Annotated in this window: 20 protein-coding genes and 2 pseudogenes; 20 read left to right on the forward strand and 2 right to left on the reverse strand. The window is 50.7% G+C overall.

The window, feature by feature from the left end:
* Positions 1–19: 19 nt before the first annotated feature.
* Entirely contained in the window at positions 20–424 is a 405-nt protein-coding gene (locus DWZ38_RS18060) for a very short patch repair endonuclease (protein ID WP_243000357.1), read from the reverse strand.
* A gap of 131 nt (positions 425–555) precedes the next feature.
* On the opposite strand from DWZ38_RS18060, the gene DWZ38_RS18070 reads away from it, so the two are divergent.
* From DWZ38_RS18070 to DWZ38_RS18165, 19 genes and pseudogenes are all read left to right on the forward strand, one after another.
* Entirely contained in the window at positions 556–1935 is a 1380-nt protein-coding gene (locus DWZ38_RS18070) for a ParB/RepB/Spo0J family partition protein (RefSeq protein ID WP_117854410.1), read from the forward strand.
* Positions 1936–2244: 309 nt separating this feature from the next.
* Positions 2245–2601, forward strand: a complete 357-nt coding sequence (locus tag DWZ38_RS18075; protein WP_178105371.1) for a hypothetical protein — start codon at positions 2245–2247, stop codon at positions 2599–2601.
* A pseudogene (locus tag DWZ38_RS23655) lies at positions 2588–3001 on the forward strand (DNA cytosine methyltransferase); the annotation flags it as partial. The gene DWZ38_RS18075 and the pseudogene DWZ38_RS23655, both read left to right, overlap by 14 nt.
* Positions 3002–3157: 156 nt before the next feature.
* Positions 3158–3673: a DNA cytosine methyltransferase gene (locus tag DWZ38_RS23660; protein ID WP_347520118.1), complete on the forward strand. Its 516-nt coding sequence runs from the start codon at positions 3158–3160 to the stop codon at positions 3671–3673.
* A gap of 4 nt (positions 3674–3677) precedes the next feature.
* Complete coding sequence (locus DWZ38_RS18085; RefSeq protein ID WP_117854412.1) at positions 3678–4391, forward strand: antirestriction protein ArdA; 714 nt, start codon at positions 3678–3680, stop codon at positions 4389–4391.
* 14 nt (positions 4392–4405) lie between these two features.
* Complete coding sequence (locus DWZ38_RS18090; RefSeq protein ID WP_117854416.1) at positions 4406–5455, forward strand: hypothetical protein; 1050 nt, start codon at positions 4406–4408, stop codon at positions 5453–5455.
* Between the two features lie 91 nt (positions 5456–5546).
* Positions 5547–6017, forward strand: coding sequence for a PcfB family protein (locus DWZ38_RS18095; RefSeq protein ID WP_025543433.1), 471 nt, complete (start codon positions 5547–5549; stop codon positions 6015–6017).
* Positions 6014–7837 carry a VirD4-like conjugal transfer protein, CD1115 family gene (locus DWZ38_RS18100; RefSeq protein ID WP_117854418.1) on the forward strand — a complete coding sequence of 608 codons (1824 nt, stop codon included), beginning with the start codon at positions 6014–6016 and terminating at the stop codon, positions 7835–7837. Before DWZ38_RS18095 ends, DWZ38_RS18100 begins: the two co-directional genes overlap by 4 nt.
* Before the next feature lie 89 nt (positions 7838–7926).
* Positions 7927–8055, forward strand: a pseudogene (locus DWZ38_RS18105) (Maff2 family protein); the annotation flags it as partial.
* 394 nt (positions 8056–8449) lie between these two features.
* The gene (locus DWZ38_RS18110) at positions 8450–8809 is read left to right on the forward strand and encodes a BlaI/MecI/CopY family transcriptional regulator (RefSeq protein ID WP_008704785.1); all 360 of its coding nucleotides are present in this window, start codon (positions 8450–8452) and stop codon (positions 8807–8809) included.
* Between the two features lie 10 nt (positions 8810–8819).
* The gene (locus DWZ38_RS18115; RefSeq protein WP_117475928.1) at positions 8820–10493 is read left to right on the forward strand and encodes a M56 family metallopeptidase; all 1674 of its coding nucleotides are present in this window, start codon (positions 8820–8822) and stop codon (positions 10491–10493) included.
* Positions 10494–10547: 54 nt separating this feature from the next.
* Positions 10548–10985: a sigma-70 family RNA polymerase sigma factor gene (locus tag DWZ38_RS18120; protein WP_015536791.1), complete on the forward strand. Its 438-nt coding sequence runs from the start codon at positions 10548–10550 to the stop codon at positions 10983–10985.
* Positions 10978–11178 (forward strand): helix-turn-helix domain-containing protein, encoded by a 201-nt coding sequence (locus DWZ38_RS18125; RefSeq protein WP_015536790.1) that lies wholly within the window; start codon positions 10978–10980, stop codon positions 11176–11178. The genes DWZ38_RS18120 and DWZ38_RS18125 overlap by 8 nt, the downstream gene beginning before the upstream one ends.
* A 582-nt stretch (positions 11179–11760) precedes the next feature.
* Positions 11761–12159 (forward strand): plasmid mobilization relaxosome protein MobC, encoded by a 399-nt coding sequence (locus DWZ38_RS18135; protein WP_002569238.1) that lies wholly within the window; start codon positions 11761–11763, stop codon positions 12157–12159.
* A complete protein-coding gene (locus tag DWZ38_RS18140; RefSeq protein ID WP_117854424.1) occupies positions 12131–13753 on the forward strand; it encodes a relaxase/mobilization nuclease domain-containing protein in 1623 nt (540 codons plus the stop codon). The genes DWZ38_RS18135 and DWZ38_RS18140 overlap by 29 nt, the downstream gene beginning before the upstream one ends.
* A 185-nt stretch (positions 13754–13938) precedes the next feature.
* Complete coding sequence (locus DWZ38_RS18150; protein ID WP_117854426.1) at positions 13939–14151, forward strand: hypothetical protein; 213 nt, start codon at positions 13939–13941, stop codon at positions 14149–14151.
* Entirely contained in the window at positions 14141–14890 is a 750-nt protein-coding gene (locus DWZ38_RS18155; RefSeq protein ID WP_117854429.1) for a phage replisome organizer N-terminal domain-containing protein, read from the forward strand. Before DWZ38_RS18150 ends, DWZ38_RS18155 begins: the two co-directional genes overlap by 11 nt.
* Entirely contained in the window at positions 14887–15741 is an 855-nt protein-coding gene (locus tag DWZ38_RS18160; protein WP_055222989.1) for an ATP-binding protein, read from the forward strand. Before DWZ38_RS18155 ends, DWZ38_RS18160 begins: the two co-directional genes overlap by 4 nt.
* Complete coding sequence (locus tag DWZ38_RS18165) at positions 15738–15935, forward strand: transposon-encoded TnpW family protein (RefSeq protein ID WP_009320846.1); 198 nt, start codon at positions 15738–15740, stop codon at positions 15933–15935. The genes DWZ38_RS18160 and DWZ38_RS18165 overlap by 4 nt, the downstream gene beginning before the upstream one ends.
* 61 nt (positions 15936–15996) lie before the next feature.
* On the opposite strand, the gene DWZ38_RS18170 is transcribed toward DWZ38_RS18165, so the two are convergent.
* Positions 15997–16536, reverse strand: coding sequence for a DUF3795 domain-containing protein (locus tag DWZ38_RS18170; RefSeq protein ID WP_055246193.1), 540 nt, complete (start codon positions 16534–16536; stop codon positions 15997–15999).
* A 213-nt stretch (positions 16537–16749) separates the two neighbouring features.
* On the opposite strand from DWZ38_RS18170, the gene DWZ38_RS18175 reads away from it, so the two are divergent.
* Positions 16750–17816, forward strand: a 1067-nt coding sequence (locus DWZ38_RS18175; RefSeq protein WP_117854431.1) for a recombinase family protein, incomplete at its 3' end; no start/stop codon positions are given.

The following is a 17816-nucleotide window of genomic DNA, read 5'->3' on the forward strand; positions in this document are numbered from 1 at the left end:
TCATCTGTACACTATACGATTATAAATTTCCTTCATCAAACTTTTCAGATACTTTCAAATCAAATATTGTCTCTTCTATGACCTGAATACATTCATCCGTATTTTTTTTAATGTCCTTTCCCCAGAATCTAATCACAGTCCACCCCATAAATAAAAGTTTCTTATTAATTTCATTATCACGTTCCCGGTTTCTGGAGATTTTTGTTATCCAATATTCACTATTTTTTCCATTTTCAAGACGTGGCTTCAAAACTTCCCAGTCTTTTCCATGAAAGAACTCTCCATCACAAAAAATTGCAATTTTATATTTTGTCAATGCAATATCTGGTTTTCCAGGAAGGACTTTATAATTTTTTCTATAGTGGTATCCTTGCAACGGTGTACAAAGGGAACATAATAAAAAACTTAATAATGGACTGCCAATCTTACACAAAGTACCGCCCAAACGAGACTACGGGCGGTATTTTTGTATCATGGCGGAGAAAGGAGGAACTTCCCACGGGGGCTTGACTGAAAAGTTGAGCCCCTTTTTTCATGCCCAAAAACAGGAGGTAAATGCTTATGGCAGATGATAAAACCACAAAAACGCCGGAACAGCCGGTAACGGATACCGGACCGGGCAAAGAAACACCGCCTACTCCCCCAAAAGAGCCGGAGAAGGTTTCCGTTTCCCCGGAGCCGGAAAAAAAGACGGAACCGGAGGTAAAGAACCCACAGGTTTCCGTCTATAACTTCACTGAAATTATGAAGGAAAAGAAAGCCGAGGAACGGGCGGCAGCTCCCGGCGTGGAAAAGCCTGACCCGGCAAAAACGGAAAAACCGGAAAAGCAGCCGGAGGCTCCGAAGAAAGCGGAGGAAAAACCCAAAGAGCCGGAACAGCCAAAGCGCCGGGGCCGTCCCCCGAAAGCAGATAAGGACAAGGCCGCAGCCCCGAAGCCCAAAGCCCCCGCACAGAAACCGGAAAAGGCGGTCAAAAAGGAACCGGAGAAAAAAGCAGCTCCAACGGTACAGGCCGCTTCCGCTCCGAAGGGACCCGAGAAGCCGAAGGATGCACCACGCCGGGGCAAGGAGCAGATCGTCTATATCAAGCTGAACGAGCTCCACGCCTTCAAGAACCATCCCTTTGAAGTCCGAGACGATGACGAAATGCGGGCTATGGTGTCCAGCGTCAAGGACAAGGGCGTTACCCAGCCTGCTATCGTCCGTCCCCGTGAGGATGGCGGCTATGAGATCGTGTCCGGCCACCGCCGCCAGAAGGCCAGCGAGCTTGCCGGATATGCGGATATGCCCTGTATTGTTCGCAATCTGACGGACGATGAAGCCATCACGCAGATGGTCGAGGACAATCTCAACCAGCGTGAAGAAATCCTCCCCAGTGAGCGGGCCAAAGCCTTGAAAATGCAGCTTGAGGCCATCAAGCACCAGGGCTCCCGCACTTCGGGCCAGATTGACCCGAAGGACGCAGGAAAACGCTCCAACGAAATTGTAGCCGAGCGCAATAAGATGGCGGTCAAGCAGGTGCAGCGGTATATCCGGCTCAATGAGCTGGTTCCAGACCTGATGAAGCTGATGGATGAAAAAAAGCTGGGCTTTACTACGGCGGTGGAGCTTTCCTATATCGGCAAGAAGAACCAGAACTATATCGCCGTCGCCATTGACAGCCAGCAGTCCTCGCCTTCACAGGCGCAGGCAAAGCGTATGCGTGAGCTGGACGAAAAGAAGCTGCTCAACGGGGATGTGATCGACGGCATTATGATGGAGGACAAAAAGGAGGTAGACAAAGTGATTTTGACAGGTGCGGAACTGAGCAAGTATTTCGGCAAGGAAACTACGCCGAGGGAAATGAAGGACCAGATTATCAAGCTGCTGGACGACTGGAAGGGCCAGCAGAAGGAACACGAAAAGCCGGAGAAGAAAAACGAACAGGAAAAGTAAGCCGAAACTTCGGGTCAACATGGCCCGAGGATTGCGGGGCTCTGCCCCGCGCCCCGAAGCTCTGGAGATATAAATCATTCCCCGTCGCCAGTTATTCCGTAGCATAGCCGGGAAAATCAGTCAAGGGCAGCGCCGCCGCAGGCGGTGCCAGAGGCACCCTTGACGGATTTCTCCCGGTTATGCTTTTTCCCGGTCAAGCGACGGGGATATAAATTCTCCAGAGCCGTTCCCCTTCCCGGGGGAAGGGGCGGAGGGGTTGGGCGATACCTTGCTTTTCCCTAAACCAAAACAGAAATGGAGGCTCAACCAATGAAACGACCTTTAGCGTACCTGACCGCCGCATGGAGCGGCGAGCCGGATGTTGATATGGAGCTGGCGGCCCACTACTGCCGCCTTGCTTATGAGGCGGGCTTTTCCCCAATCTGCCCGCTCTTGTATCTGCCGCTGTTTTTGAATGACAGCGTTCCCGAGGAACACAAGGCCGGGATTGATATGCGCCGGGATATGCTGCGGCGCTCCCATACCCTGATCGTCTGCGGCAGCGTTGTGGACGAGGATGTAAAAAACGATATTGCGGTTGCCGGGCGGCTGGGCATTGCGGCGACAACGCTGGAAGGGGTGCTTGCCGTGAAGGGACACGGCACCCCGGGCTATGCCGGACATTAAGCTGGGGAGCCTTTTTGACGGGATCGGCGTGTTCCCTCTGGCTGCTTCCCGGTGCGGTATCCGTCCGGTATGGGCCAGCGAGATTGAAAAAGCGCCCATCTCCATAACCAAAAGGCACTTTCCCGATATGGCGCATTTGGGAGATATTACGAAGGTGGACGGCGGGAAAATCCCGCCGGTCCATGTGATAACCTTCGGCTCTCCCTGTCAGAACCTTTCTCTGATCGGCAACCGCTCCGGCCTTGCCGGGGCAAAATCAAGCCTGTTCTATCAGGCGTTTCGTATCATACAGGAAATGAGGGATGCTACTGATAACCTATATCCAGCTATCGCTGTTTGGGAAAACGTCATGGGAGCGTTTTCTACAAATGACCGGATGGACTTTAGAGCCGTCCTATCCGCCTTCTCGGACACCGAAGTTCCAATGCCTCCTTCGGGAAGATGGGGAAACGCCGGAATGGTGCGAGGGGGAACGCCTGATGTGTGCTGGCGGCTCATGGACGCCCAGTATTGGGCAGGCTCCCGAAGGCTGGCACGAAGGCAGCGGATTTTCGTCGTGGCGGATTTTGGAGGCAGACGTGCCGCAGACATACTATTTAAGCCCCGTCCAATGCTCCCACTTCCTCCGCCTTGCGGAGAGGGCGGGTGGGCCGCCGCCGAAGGAGATCGAACAGCTTCTTTTGAAACAGGGCGGCAGATACCAGTCATCCACCCCTTTCAGTGCTTCCGTATGCGGGGAGCGGCAAAAAGGCAGGAAGAAACGGCCTTCCGAAACAGCTTCGGATTACCAACTGACCCTTTTCCCACTCTTTTAGCCAGTGATGTAACGCCCTTTGCCTTCTGGTATGAGGGCGACCCGGAGGGCGGCTGCATCCGTTTTCTGACGGAAACGGAAAGCGAACGGCTGATGGGGCTGCCGGAGGGCTGGACAAAGTACGGGGCGGACGGCATGGAGATCCGGCCTCTGCAACGCTACAAGGCGCTGGGAAATGCGATTGCCCTCCCTTGCGCCGATTACATTATGGCCGGGATCTATGAGGTGCTGGCTGGCAGGGCCGGAAAGGAGGAATAAGCCCATGTTTGAAGCCTATATAACCAATACAGCCCTGTACCCCTTGATGGGGATCGAGGTAGGGACAACGGTACATTTCCCCATGACGACACAGGAGTTGCAGGCCGCCCTTGCCAAAATCGGGATAGACGGGAAACGGTACAGCGAAGTGTTCTTTACCAGCTTTGACAGTGATGTGCTGGGGCTCTACGATTATCTCTACGAATGTGAGAACATCGACGAGCTGAACGAGCTGGGCCACGCCCTGCTGGAAGTACGGGATAAGGGCGGACTGGAAACCTTTGAAGCCGCTCTTGTCTTGGGAAACCACACAAGGAGCGTGAAGGATTTGATAAACCTGACGCAGAACCTTGACCTTTACCGCTTTTACCCGGATATTTCCGATGATGAAGGGCTGGGCCGTCTTTACGCCGACGAGCTTGGGACTATCGACATACCGGAGCACATTCAGAACTACTTCGATTATGAGGCATACGGGCGGGATGTGCGTATCAACGAGGGCGGCGTATTCGCTCCCGGTGGGTATGTGTCGGCAGTCCCGGAGGGCTTCAAGGAGTATTACCACGGGCCGCAGGACATTCCGCCGGAACACCGGATATTTGCCTATCCTGAAAAGGCCGAGCCTGTCCACTCCATTCTCGCTGCACTCAAACGGTTTCAAGAAGCCCCACCCGCTCCGAAAAAGGACAAGGCGGGGCCTTCCCATGAAGAACGGTAAGACTTCGGGCCAGCATGGCCCGAAGCATAAAGGAGGTGCATACCATCAACTTTTACCCTATCAATGAAGGAGCCGCCCGCCGGGCAAAAGAAATGAACAGCTTTTCCGACTACAAGGAAGGGAGCGCAACGGCGGAATACCGGGCAATGGTGGATAAGGCCGCCGCCATAGCGGAAAAGCAGAAATCCCGGGTGGACCCCATGTACCATGAGAAGATCGACCATCTGTTAGACACCTACGCCCGCAAGCTGGCCGAAAACATGAACCAGGGCTTTGCCATTGACGCGAGGGTTCCCTCTGTGCTGATCGCCGGGCCTTCCAATTTCCCGGTGGGAAAGAAGGAAAAACAGAACCGGGCGCGGGACAGCAACATGGAGGAATGGCGGCATATTCAAGGGCTGCTGGATAAGATACGCAGCACCGGCATGGGCGGGATCAGCGCCGATGACCCGGCAGCGATTGAAAAGCTCCAGAAGAAGCTGGACGGGCTGGAACGCTCCCAGCTCATTATGAAGGAGGTCAACGCCTATTACCGCAAGCATGGCAAGCTGGACGGCTGTGCGCTGCTGTCGCCGGACCAGATTGAAAGGCTGAAAGCAAGCATGGCGTCAAGTTGGCGAAGCGACCCGAGGCCCTTTGAAAGTTACCAGCTAACCAACAACAATGCGGAGATCCGCCAGGTAAAGGCCCGTATCGAACAGCTTTCCAAACAGGCACAGCAGGAATTTTCCGGCTGGGAGTTCGATGGGGGTCGTGTGGAAATGAACCGGGAGGACAACCGCTTGCAGGTGTTCTTTGACGGAAAGCCTGACGCGGACACCCGGGCCGAGCTGAAAAGCAGCGGCTTTCGTTGGGCTCCCAGCGTGGGCGCATGGCAGAGGCAGCTCACGGACAACGCCATCCGGGCGGCTGACCGTCTGGAATGTATCAAGCCGCTGTCCGGCGAAAAGCCCTCCCAGCTTCAAAAGAAGCCCTCTATCTTGCAGACCATGCGGGAACAGGGCGAAAAAGTCCAGACGGAGCCGGAAAAGAAAGCTCCGTCCGGCAGAGATGCCGAGCGGTAAGCCTCGGGCCACATTGGCCCGAGGTTTTCTGTTCCCCGAGATTGTACGGGGGCCTCCCGGATAGCGAGAACCCCGACGGAAAGGAGGTTTTATGCAGGAAGAAGTAAACCAAAAAACGGTTGCCCTTTCGATCAGGACAACGAAGCTCACAGGAAAAGTGCTGGCTGCCGCTCTTGGCAAGGTGGTTCGGGCGCTGCAAAAGCACCACCAGAAGGCGCTGACCCCGCAGGGACGCCAGAGCGTGAAAAAGCTGATGAACCACTATGGCGGCAAAAGTGCCATGCCCTATGTGGGAGCTCCAAAGGATTTTGACCGGATCGCGAAGGAGTTCCATGTGGACTACGCTTTCCATAAAGTGAGCCCCGGTCATTACCTGCTGTTTTTCAAAGCCAATCAGGCGGACGCTATCACGGCGGCCTTCCAGAAGTACAGCGCAAAGGTGCTGAACAAAGAGCAGGACAAGGCTTCCATCCTCGGTCAGCTTCGGAAATTCACGGAGCAAATCAGGACGCAGGCAAAGGAAAAGCAGCGGACCAGAGAGGCGGTGAAGGACGGACGTTGAGTGACAAGATCAGAAAATATGTGCTCCCAAACCTGCCGTACCTCTTTGTGTTCTGGTTTTTCTCCAAAATCGGGACGGCCTACCGGATCGCCCCCGGCACAGACTTCGGGACAAAGCTCATGGGGATGCTTGATACCTTCCCCAAAGCCTTTGAAACCTACTGGCCGGGGCTTGGCAGTATTGACCTGCTGGTGGGCCTTGCCGGTGCGGCTGGGGTGTATCTGCTGATACAGTCAAAGATCAGGCAGGCGAAAAAATTCCGGCGGGATGCGGAATACGGCACCGCCCGCTTTGGAACAAAGGAGGATATAAAGCCGTTTGTAGACCCTAAATTTCAGAACAATGTCATTCTGACCGGGACGGAGTTCCTTACCATGAACACCCGTCCGAAGATACCTGCCAATGCCCGGAACCTAAACGCCTGTGTCATCGGCTCGTCCGGCTCGGGAAAGACAAGGTTCTGGTTGACCCCGCAGCTCCTTCAAGCCCATTCCTCGTATGTGGTGGTAGACCCGAAGGGCGGCACCCTCGACCAGTGCGGGCGGTTTCTGCAACGGGAGAAATACAGGGTGCGGGTGTTCAACAGTATCGACTTTTCAAAATCCATGCACTACAATCCGCTGGCCTATATCAAGACAGAAAGCGATGTTTTGAAATTTGTTACCGCCCTGATCGCCAACACCAAAGGCGACGGCAAGGAGGGCGACGAGTTCTGGACAAAAGCAGAAACCCTCTTGTACTGCGCCCTTGTGTCCTACATCGTCTTTGAGGGGCCGGAGGAAGAACGCAACATGAATACGCTGGTGGAAATGATAAACAGCATGGAAGTCCGGGAGGATGACGAAACCTTCAAAAATGCGGTGGACTATATGTTTGACGGGCTGGAACGCCGCAGCCCCCAGCACTTCGCCGTGAGGCAGTATAAGAAATACAAGCTCGCCAGCGGCAAGACAGCCAAAAGCATCTTGATTTCCTGCGGTGCAAGGCTGGCTCCCTTTGATATTCCCCAACTTCGGGAGATCATGTCTTATGACGAGCTGGAGCTGGATAAGCTGGGGGATGAAAAATCGGCGCTGTTCTTTCTTATCAGCGACACGGACACCACCTACAACTTTTTGGTTGCCCTCGCTTTTTCGCAGATGTTCAACCTTCTGTGTGAACGGGCTGACAACACCTATGGCGGGCGTCTGCCCTATCATGTGCGGGTGCTGTGGGACGAGGCTGCCAACACCGGGCAGGTGCCGGGGCTGGAAAAGATTGTGGCCGTCATCCGCTCCCGTGAGATCAGCCTGACGCTTTTTTATCAGGCAATGAGCCAGTGCAAGGCATTGTACAAAGACCATTCCGAAACCATCATGGGCAACATGGACAGTATCGTATTCCTCGGAGGCCGGGAGGCTTCCACCCTAAAGGATATTTCGGAAAACTGGCTGGGCAAGGCCACCATCTCTATGCAGACCGAGGGCCGAAGCCGGGGACAGTCTGAAAGTTACAGCCAGAATATGCAGCGACTTGGCCGGGAGCTGATGACCACCAGCGAGATCACCACCATGCCCGGGGATAAATGTATCTTGCAGCTTCGGGGGCTCCCGCCCTTCCTGTCCCCGAAGTATGACTTGAAAAAGCACCCGAATTACAAGTACACAGCCGAATTTGATAAAAAGAAAAACGCCTTCCGCTTGGAAAGCCTGTTCCGCCACCGACCATTGAGACTAAAGCCGGAGGACGAATACACGGTGTACGAAGTGGACGGCTCCGACACGGACGAAGAAGCTGACCTGTTGAATTTCGATGATCTGGACAGCGACGAGTTTGTGTAACTTCGGGCCATGATGACCCGAAGCGCCGCCGATATGGGCGGCTTTTTTTGTACCCAAAACCATCAAACAAACAAAATGGAGGAACGTATATGGAATTTTTCAATCAGGCAATCGACATTCTTAAAATTCTGGTCATGGCTCTTGGCGCCGGTCTGGCGGTGTGGGGCGTCATCAACCTTCTGGAAGGTTACGGGTCGGACAACCCTGCGGCAAATGCTCATGTACAGTAAAGAAGCAAACAACCGAAAACAAGAGATAGACCGCCAGCACCACACTATTCCGAACCAAAGAGCAAACGACAAGCACCATGGAAATGTGTATAACTTGCTATTCCGTTATGGAAAAGTCCGTTCACAGAACATGGAAAAGCTAAAGAGCAGCTTTCCCACATTCTGCAAACGGACTTTCCCACAACTCCATAAGATAGCAAGTTATGCACATTACGCACAGTGCCGACTGCTGCGGAAGCCCTCTCATTTCATTATCTATTCAAGAAAATAAATTATGAATTTTTTTCTTAACACTACTGCGGTAGTGTTGACAACCGATTAAGAAAGGTGTAATGTGTAATCAAGCAGAAACTACTGCGGTCTTGTGGAAAGGAGGAAACAAATGGATATTAAACTTTTCGATTCAGAATTGAAAGTAATGTGTGTGCTTTGGAACGAGGGCGACACCACTGCAAAACACATATCCGACGTTCTGAAAAAAGAAATTGGCTGGAACATGAATACTACCTACACACTGATAAAAAGGTGTATCAAAAAAGGGGCGATTGAACGTTCCGAGCCTAATTTCATGTGCCATGCCCTTATTCCCAAAGAAGAAGTACAGGAAGCGGAAACAAAAGAATTGGTTGACAAGATTTATGACGGTTCAGTTGACAAACTGTTTGCAGCCCTGTTAGGCAGAAAAAAGCTTTCCGCTGAACAGATTCAGAAGCTCAAGCAGATTGTGGAAGATTTGGAATGAGGTGGTGTAAATGAATTTACTGCAAATGAGCTTTTCGGGGGCTGCTTTCATTACTGCGGTAGTGATTATCCGTGCGGTGGCAATCAATAAACTGCCGAAAAAGACTTTTCTTGTTTTATGGGAATTGGTGATATTAAGACTGCTTATCCCGTTTTCGATTCCGTCAATGTTTAGTGTTTATACGTTGGTAACTCATAGCATATCTTCTACAACATTGCCGGAAGCTGGAACAGATTACAACATTCCCGCTATGCAAGGGCTGTTTGTTACGACACAGGGAGCAGAACAGCCGCCAGAGAATATTTTATCATCTGTTTCCATGTGGTTTATTGTATGGTGTGCAGGAATAATACTTATCGCATTGTTTTTTGTAATATCCTATTTGCGTTGTCTGATTGAATTTCGGACAGCTTTACCCGTCCACAACCATTATGTAGAAAAGTGGCTGGCGGAACGCCCATTGAAACGTCCAATTTTGGTAAAGCAATCTGATAGGATTTCCGCCCCATTAACTTATGGCATTTTCCGTCCTGTTATTTTGGTGCCGAAAAAAATGGACTGGAAAAATGAAAAACAACTGCAATATGTCCTCTCACATGAATATGTGCATATTTATCGCTATGATACTGTAACAAAGCTGATTGCGACACTTGCCCTTTGTATTCATTGGTTCAACCCCTTTGTGTGGGTGATGTATATTCTTTTTAACCGTGATATAGAACTGGCTTGTGATGAAAGCGTCATACGACAATTTGGAGAAAAATCAAAATCTGCCTATTCGCTAATGCTTATCAACATGGAAGCAACGAAAAGTGGGCTATTGCCATTTTGTAACAGCTTTAGTAAAAATGCTATCGAAGAAAGGATAACTGCTATTATGAAAACAAAAAAAACAACTATTTTTTCGCTGGTACTGGCGTGTCTGATTGTTGTCGGGGTAGCTACAGCATTTGCAACTTCCGCCCAAGCTAATAATAATCCAATTTTTGAAGAACAGGAGTACAAACCAATACATGCTTCCGAGAATGCTTCAGATTACGATACGGCGGCAGAACTGCCCGGCGGTAATATTGACTATGGGATATATGAAGAATATGGATTGATTTATGATAAGAATAGCAAGTGCTACACTTACAAGGGAAATGTTGTCCGATTTTTTAATGACCCAGTGGGCGGCGCAAGTTTTACCAATTTCTTTACGGGAACAGTGGATATTGAAGCGGAACGGGATACAAACGATAAACTTATTGGTATTCGGGAATGCACAAAAGAAGTTTATGACAGGCATACAGAAAAGTATGAAAATTCAGGACTTAAATCAATGCCCGCTGGCACTTCTACAGAAAATGGAGATATGATTAGAAATCATGAATCTTACAGCATGGAATCTGGAGATAAGACAGAAAACATGAATACGCTCCAAGATTATGAATCCTATGGCATAGTTTATCACCCAAAAGATGGGTATTGGTACTACAACGACCAGATAATTGGTATATTCATTGATACTAAAAAACCCATCATCTATTTTAATAACAGTGGCAGTATATATCTTTCCATTGCTGAAAATAGTGAAAATGGAGTTATGGAGATTAAGGAAATTTCCGAAGCGGAAGCACAAAAACTTTTACGGGATAATAATTCGGGCAATTCTGCTTCATTCACAGTAGAAACCTTGAAATAACAAGTGTCTTATAAACCATACGCCGTATTATGTGGGAGAAAGGGGGAACTATTTATGCCTTGCACAGAAGCATATAAGGAGCATATCGAGTACACCTTTAATGCCTTTTGCAGAGTTGTCATACACTATGCAGCAATCAACGCATGGCGTGACAGGGATAAACGGCGGCAAAGGGAAATATCCTTTGAATATCTCACAGAAGAAAAGTTTTATCCATTTTGTACGTCAGACACATATTTCATAGACCCTTACAAGCAATACCCTGTTACGATATGCGGTCAGAGGGTTATCCTCACAAATGGAAATCTTGCCGAAGCCCTGTCCTCTCTGCCAGAGAAAAAGAGGGAAATCATTTACCTTTATTTTTTCGGGCGTTACACACAGCAGGAAATCGGGGAACTGTACGGACGCTGCCGGAGTACGGCGTGGCATCACATACACAGTGCCTTGCAAATGCTGCATGAAGAAATGGAGGTGCTGTCCCATGAGTAGCCTACTTCTCCCCTATGACACGATAATAAAAGCACATGAGGGCGACCCCATAGCGATACAAGCTGTCCTTGACCGATATGCCGGGTATATCCGCTATTTCTCCAAAATGAACGGCTATTATAATTCTGATATGGAGGACTACATCAGAACAAAGCTGATTGAAAGCCTGTTCAAGTTCCGGCTTGACCGATAACATAAAAACTGAATATCCCGCCGCCCCGCAGCAGCACATGAAGCAGTAAATCCGAAAAAGATTTGCTGCTTTTTTTGCGCCCATTTTTGGCAAATTTCCAAAAGTTCCGTATTAGACATTGAAGCTAAAAAGGCTGCCATTTTTTTAGACAGCGGGCAAAACGCAGCTTCCGAAACGCCTTATTGTCGGGAAAGACCGAGCCGCCGGAAAAGTTCTTGCCGGAAAGTCCGTCATTTTTGCTTTTTGCGGTGTTGTAGGGAGTAAGAGGAAGAACGCCAGCCCGCAGCCTTTTATGAAAAAGCTGGTTATAGATTTTCTGAAAAAGTGGCAGTAGGAAGTGAACGGCAGTCCGGCAGTTTCTTAGAGCAAGATTCTACCGCAGTACCAAAATTCGCTTTTCGCTCATTTTGCCCCTGCGGGAATCTTGTTGGGGAGTGCCTTCCCCAAACCCTGCTTATGCGGCTTGCGCCGCTTAAAAATCCTTCAAAATATTTTTTCGGATTTTTCAAAAACAGTTCCGCTTCACACCCCGTTTTTCTCCTATTAGTGAGAGGACACCACGCACAGAAAGGAGGTTTTACCATGCGAAAACGATACAACACACCGCACCGCAGCCGGGTAGTCAAAACACGCATGACCGAGGAAGAATACGCCGAGTTTGCAGAAAGGCTTTCTGCCTACAACATGAGCCAAGCCGAGTTTATCCGGCAAGCCATAACCGGGGCAGCCATACGCCCCATCATAACCGTTTCTCCCGTCAATGATGAGCTGCTTGCCGCTGTTGGGAAGCTGACCGCCGAATACGGCAGGATCGGCGGCAACTTAAACCAGATAGCCCGGACGCTGAACGAGTGGCACAGCCCCTACCCGCAGCTTGCCGGGGAGGTACGGGCGGCGGTTTCCGACCTTGCTGCCCTAAAGTTTGAAGTCTTGCAGAAAGTGGGTGACGCTGTTGGCAACATTCAAACATATCAGCTCTAAAAATGCGGACTATGGCGCAGCGGAAGCCTACCTCACATTTGAGTATGACGAGTTTACCATGAAGCCCACCCTTGATGAAAACGGGCGGCTGATACCGAGGGAGGATTACCGCATTTCTTCCCTTAACTGCGGGGGCGAGGATTTCGCTGTTGCCTGTATGCGGGCTAATCTCCGCTATGAGAAAAACCAAAAACGGGAAGATGTGAAAAGCCACCACTATATCATCAGCTTTGACCCACGGGACGGGACAGACAACGGCTTGACCACAGACCGGGCGCAGGAACTGGGGGAACAGTTCTGCAAGGCACATTTCCCCGGACACCAAGCCCTAATCTGCACCCACCCGGACGGGCATAACCACAGCGGGAATATCCATGTGCATATCGTCATCAACTCCCTGCGGATTTACGAAGTCCCGCTTCTGCCCTACATGGACAGACCAGCCGACACAAGGGAGGGCTGCAAGCACCGCTGTACCAATGCCGCTATGGAATATTTCAAGAGTGAAGTCATGGAGATGTGCCACCGGGAGGGGCTTTACCAAATCGACCTCTTGAACGGCAGCAAGGAACGGATAACCGAACGGGAATACTGGGCGGCAAAGAAAGGGCAGCTTGCCCTTGATAAAGAGAACGCCGCCAGAGAAGCCGCAGGACAGCCGACCAAGCCCACCAAGTTTGAAACGGACAAGGCGAAGCTGCGCCGGACGATACGGCAGGCACTTTCCCAAGCTGCCAGCTTTGACGAGTTTTCTTCCCTTTTGCTGCAGGAGGGTGTGACCGTCAAGGAGAGCCGGGGGCGGCTTTCCTACCTCACGCCGGACAGGACGAAGCCTATCACAGCCCGGAAGCTGGGGGACGATTTTGACAAGGCTGCTGTCCTTGCCCTGCTTACGCAGAACGCCCACAGAGCCGCCGAACAGACCAAAGCCATACCGGAATACCCACACACCCAAAAGGGACGCTTGCAGGAGGAAAAAGCCGCAAAAACCACCCCGGCAGACAACATCTTGCAGCGCATGGTTGACCGGGAAGCCAAGCGAGCCGAGGGCAAGGGCGTGGGTTATGACCGCTGGGCGGCAAAGCACAACCTAAAGCAGATGGCGGCTACCGTTACTGCCTACCAGCAGTACGGCTTTTCTTCCCCGGAGGAACTGGACGAAGCCTGTTCTGCCGCCTATGCCGCCATGCAGGAAAGCCTTGCAGAGCTGAAGCAGGTGGAAAAGACGCTGAACGGGAAAAAGGAGCTGCAACGACAGGTGCTTGCCTATTCCAAGACCCGCCCTGTCCGGGACGGGCTGAAACAGCAGAAAAACGCCAAAGCAAAAGCAGCCTACCGTCAGAAGTACGAAAGCGACTTTATCATAGCAGACGCAGCCGCCCGCTATTTCAGGGAGAACGGCATTTCCAAGCTGCCGAGCTATAAAGCCCTGCAAGCAGAGATTGAAACCCTTATCCAAGAGAAAAACAGCGGCTACAACGATTACCGGGCAAAACGGGAGGAATACCGCCGCTTACAGACTGTCAAGGGCAATATCGACCAGATTTTACACCGGGAGCGCAAGCCTGTGAAAAGGCAGGAACAGGAACGATAAAAACCGCCCCAAAATGTACCCGAACCTATACAGAACAAGGGGGCTGCCCCGTACCCTATCCGCAAATACCAAAGGATTTTTTAACGGGCTTATAGGGCAGAAAAACCCCGAAAATGATACCGAGATGATACAGAATTACCGCCGATACCGCCACACCAGCGGAAACGGCAGAAAGGAGCGCACCCATGCCAAGAATGAGCAAGAAACGGCGGCTGGAATGGTCTTTTTTCCTGCGGCAAGTGAAAGTCGGGAATTCCACCTGCGACCGTATCACATACAATGACCTCTGCCGGGGCTGTACCCATAGCTGCAAGCAGAGCTTCCGGGCGATTATCATACTCTGCCCCCACTACTACTCCAAACGCCGGAAAAAGGAGGACAGTGACAATGGCAGATAACCGCAAGTATTACTACCTCAAGCTGAAAGAGAACTTTTTTGACAGCGACTCCATTGTGCTGCTGGAAGATATGAAAGACGGGATTTTATACTCCAATATCCTCTTGAAGCTGTACTTAAAATCGCTGAAAAACGGCGGTAAATTGCAGCTTGACGAGCATATCCCCTACACAGCGCAGATGATAGCGACACTGACCCGCCACCAGATAGGAACGGTTGAGAGGGCTTTGGAGATTTTCCGGCAGTTGGGGCTTGTGGAGCAGCTTGACAGCGGGGCTTTCTATATGACCGACATTGAGTTGATGATAGGACAGTCCTCTACCGAAGCCGAGCGAAAACGGGCGGCAAGGCTTGCAAACAAGGCTTTGCCACCACCCCGGACAAACGGCGGACATTTGTCCGACATTCGTCCACCAGAGATAGAGATAAAGAAAGAGATAGATATAGAGATAGAAAAAGAGAGAGAGTTAGAAACGGGACAAGCCCCCGCCCGCAGCTATGGCAGATACAACAATGTTTTTCTTTCCGATACGGAACTGGACGAGCTGAAAGCGGAACTGCCCGACAAATGGGAGTATTATATTGACCGGCTTTCCTGCCATATCGCTTCCACCGGGAAGCAGTACCACAGCCATGCAGCCACCATTTACAAGTGGGCGCAGGAGGACGCTGCCAAAGGCAAGGCTGCCCCGAAACAGGGCATACCCGATTATTCATGCAAGGAGGGCGAGAGCTTATGAAAAACGAGATTGAAGCTATGATTACGGACATTACAGCCACTACCGCCGAAGCGGAGGACTACACAGGCGAGGACGGGCTTTTATACTGCGGCAAGTGCCATACGCCCAAAGAAGCCTACTTTGCAGAGGGAAAGACCTGTTTCGGGCGTGACCGCCACCCAACAGACTGCGACTGCCAGCGAGCAGCCCGTGAAAAGCAGCAAGCCGCCGAAAGCCGACAGAAGCACCTTGAAAAAGTGGAGGACTTGAAACGCCGGGGCTTTACCGACCCTGCTATGCGGAACTGGACATTTGAGCATGACAACGGCAGAAACCCACAGACCGAAACCGCCCGCTTTTATGTGGAGAGCTGGGAAACCATGCAGGCTGAAAATATCGGCTACCTGTTTTGGGGCGGCGTGGGGACAGGAAAAAGCTACCTTGCCGCCTGTATCGCCAACGCCCTTATGGAGAAAGAGGTTGCCGTCTGTATGACAAACTTTGCAACCATACTCAATGACCTTGCTGCCAGCTTTGATGGCAGGAACGAATATATTTCCCGCCTTTGCAGCTACCCCCTGCTGATACTTGATGATTTTGGTATGGAGCGAGGAACAGAATACGGGCTGGAACAGGTTTACAGCGTGATTGACAGCCGTTACCGAAGCGACAAGCCGCTGATCGCCACGACCAACCTCACGCTGGAGGAATTGCAGCACCCACAGGACACGCCCCACGCCCGTATCTATGACAGGCTGACTTCCATGTGCGCCCCCGTCCGCTTCACGGGCAGCAACTTCCGAAAGGAAACCGCACAGGAAAAACTGGAACGCTTAAAGCAACTGATGAAGCAGCGAAAGGAGAGCCTATGACAGAAACGAAACAGACAAGCACCACCAAAACAGACCGCCGCCCGGACTGTGTAACGGAAATCCGCATGGGCAATTCCGTCCTTACCGTTTCCGGCTTCTTCAAGCAGGGCGCAACCGATACCGCAGCCGACAAGATGATGAAAGTGCTGGAAGCGGAGGCTGCTGCCGGACATACGCCACCGTTCAGCGCATAAGTGATGACATGGAAAAGCGGTCACGCCGGGGAGCATGACCGCTGGAATATCAGTAACAACTTTATTTTTTCCGAAGTTTCAACTCAATGCCTTTTGGAGCAGCTATATCCTGCAACAGTTTTGCGATAACAGAAGCCTGTTCTTTCTTCCCCATACTTTGAAAATCCTTATCGGATTTAACTGTTTGCAAGATATTTTCAATTTCTTTAATCGTTAAGAGATTGACTGCAACACAGAATAGATTTTTTCTGCGCCCGTCATTATAGTGTGACAAGAGGAAATCCAATAATTTGCGCTTTTCTTCCTGTTCAGCATTATAGGCGGGAATCCCTATCTGGCTGGCTTTTTCCATGTCATTCATTTGATTATGATGAGTTATAAAAGAATCAAAATCATCTATATGAGCGTATTTGTCACAAGGGAAGCTGGTACACTGAAAGCAATATTCGATTTTCCCATGTTCAATACTGCACTTTGCGATTTTACAACTTTGATTATCAACGCCGCAACCGGAACAATGCCCTGCCAAATTCATAGGACATAATTTACAATTTAGACCACAAAGAGAAAGGTACTGATTGTTACGGACAAACCCTTTCATTGTCACACCCCCTTGTATTGATTGGCTCCATTTTACCATAAGAACAAGAGTTTTTCTACTATGCAATCCCAATCATCTGCTACACAAAAAACGGCGATTTGACCGACCATAAAGAAGCAGATTTGACGCTTTTGCCGCTATACAGACAGCCGCCCCATGTGGTACAATCAAGGTACGGAATAGTGGGGCTGGCTGTCGGAAACGGAGGATTTTATGTTAAGACAGACCAACCAACAACCAATTACCGCCCTTTACCCAAGACTTTCCCATGAGGACGAGCTGCAAGGCGAAAGCAATTCCATTTCCAATCAGAAGCGTATCCTTGAAACCTATGCAAAGCAGAACGGCTTTTCCAATCTGCGCTGGTACACGGACGACGGTTATTCTGGTGCGAACTTTCAAAGACCCGGTTTCCAAGCCATGCTTGCGGACATTGAAGCCGGAAAAGTCGGGACAGTTATCGTAAAGGATATGTCGAGGTTAGGGCGAAACTACCTGCAAGTGGGAATGTATACGGAAATGATTTTCCCACAGAAAGGTGTCCGCTTCATCGCTATCAATGACGGAGTGGACAGCGCACAGGGCGACAATGATTTTGCCCCGCTGCGGAATATCTTTAACGAATGGCTGGTGAGAGATACGAGCAAGAAAATCAAAGCAGTAAAACGCTCAAAAGGCATGAGTGGCAAGCCCATCACAAGCAAGCCTGTGTATGGTTACCTCATGGACGAGGACGAAAATTTCATTATTGACGAGGAAGCTGCACCCGTAGTCAAGCAGATATACAACCTCTGCCTTGCCGGGAATGGTCCGACCAAGATAGCCCGTATGCTCACAGAGCAGCAGATCCCCACGCCGGGGACGCTGGAATACCGCAGGACGGGCAGCACCCGCCGCTACCACCCCGGCTATGAATGCAAGTGGGCGACCAATACCGTTGTGCATATCCTTGAAAACCGGGAATACACAGGCTGTCTGGTAAATTTCAAGACAGAAAAGCCCTCTTACAAAGTCAAGCACAGCGTAGAAAATCCCCCGGAGAAGCAAGTGATTTTCGAGAACCACCACGAGCCTATCATAGACACCCAGACATGGGAACGGGTGCAGGAACTTCGCAAGCAGCGCAAACGCCCCAACCGCTATGATGAAGTGGGCTTGTTCTCCGGCCTACTGTTCTGTGCGGACTGCGGCAGTGTGATGTATCAGCAGCGATACCAGACGGACAAACGCAAGCAGGACTGTTATATCTGCGGCAACTACAAGAAACGCACCCATGACTG

This window comes from Ruminococcus sp. AF31-8BH, from assembly GCF_003460605.1.
GTDB lineage: Bacteria > Bacillota > Clostridia > Lachnospirales > Lachnospiraceae > Blautia_A > Blautia_A acetigignens.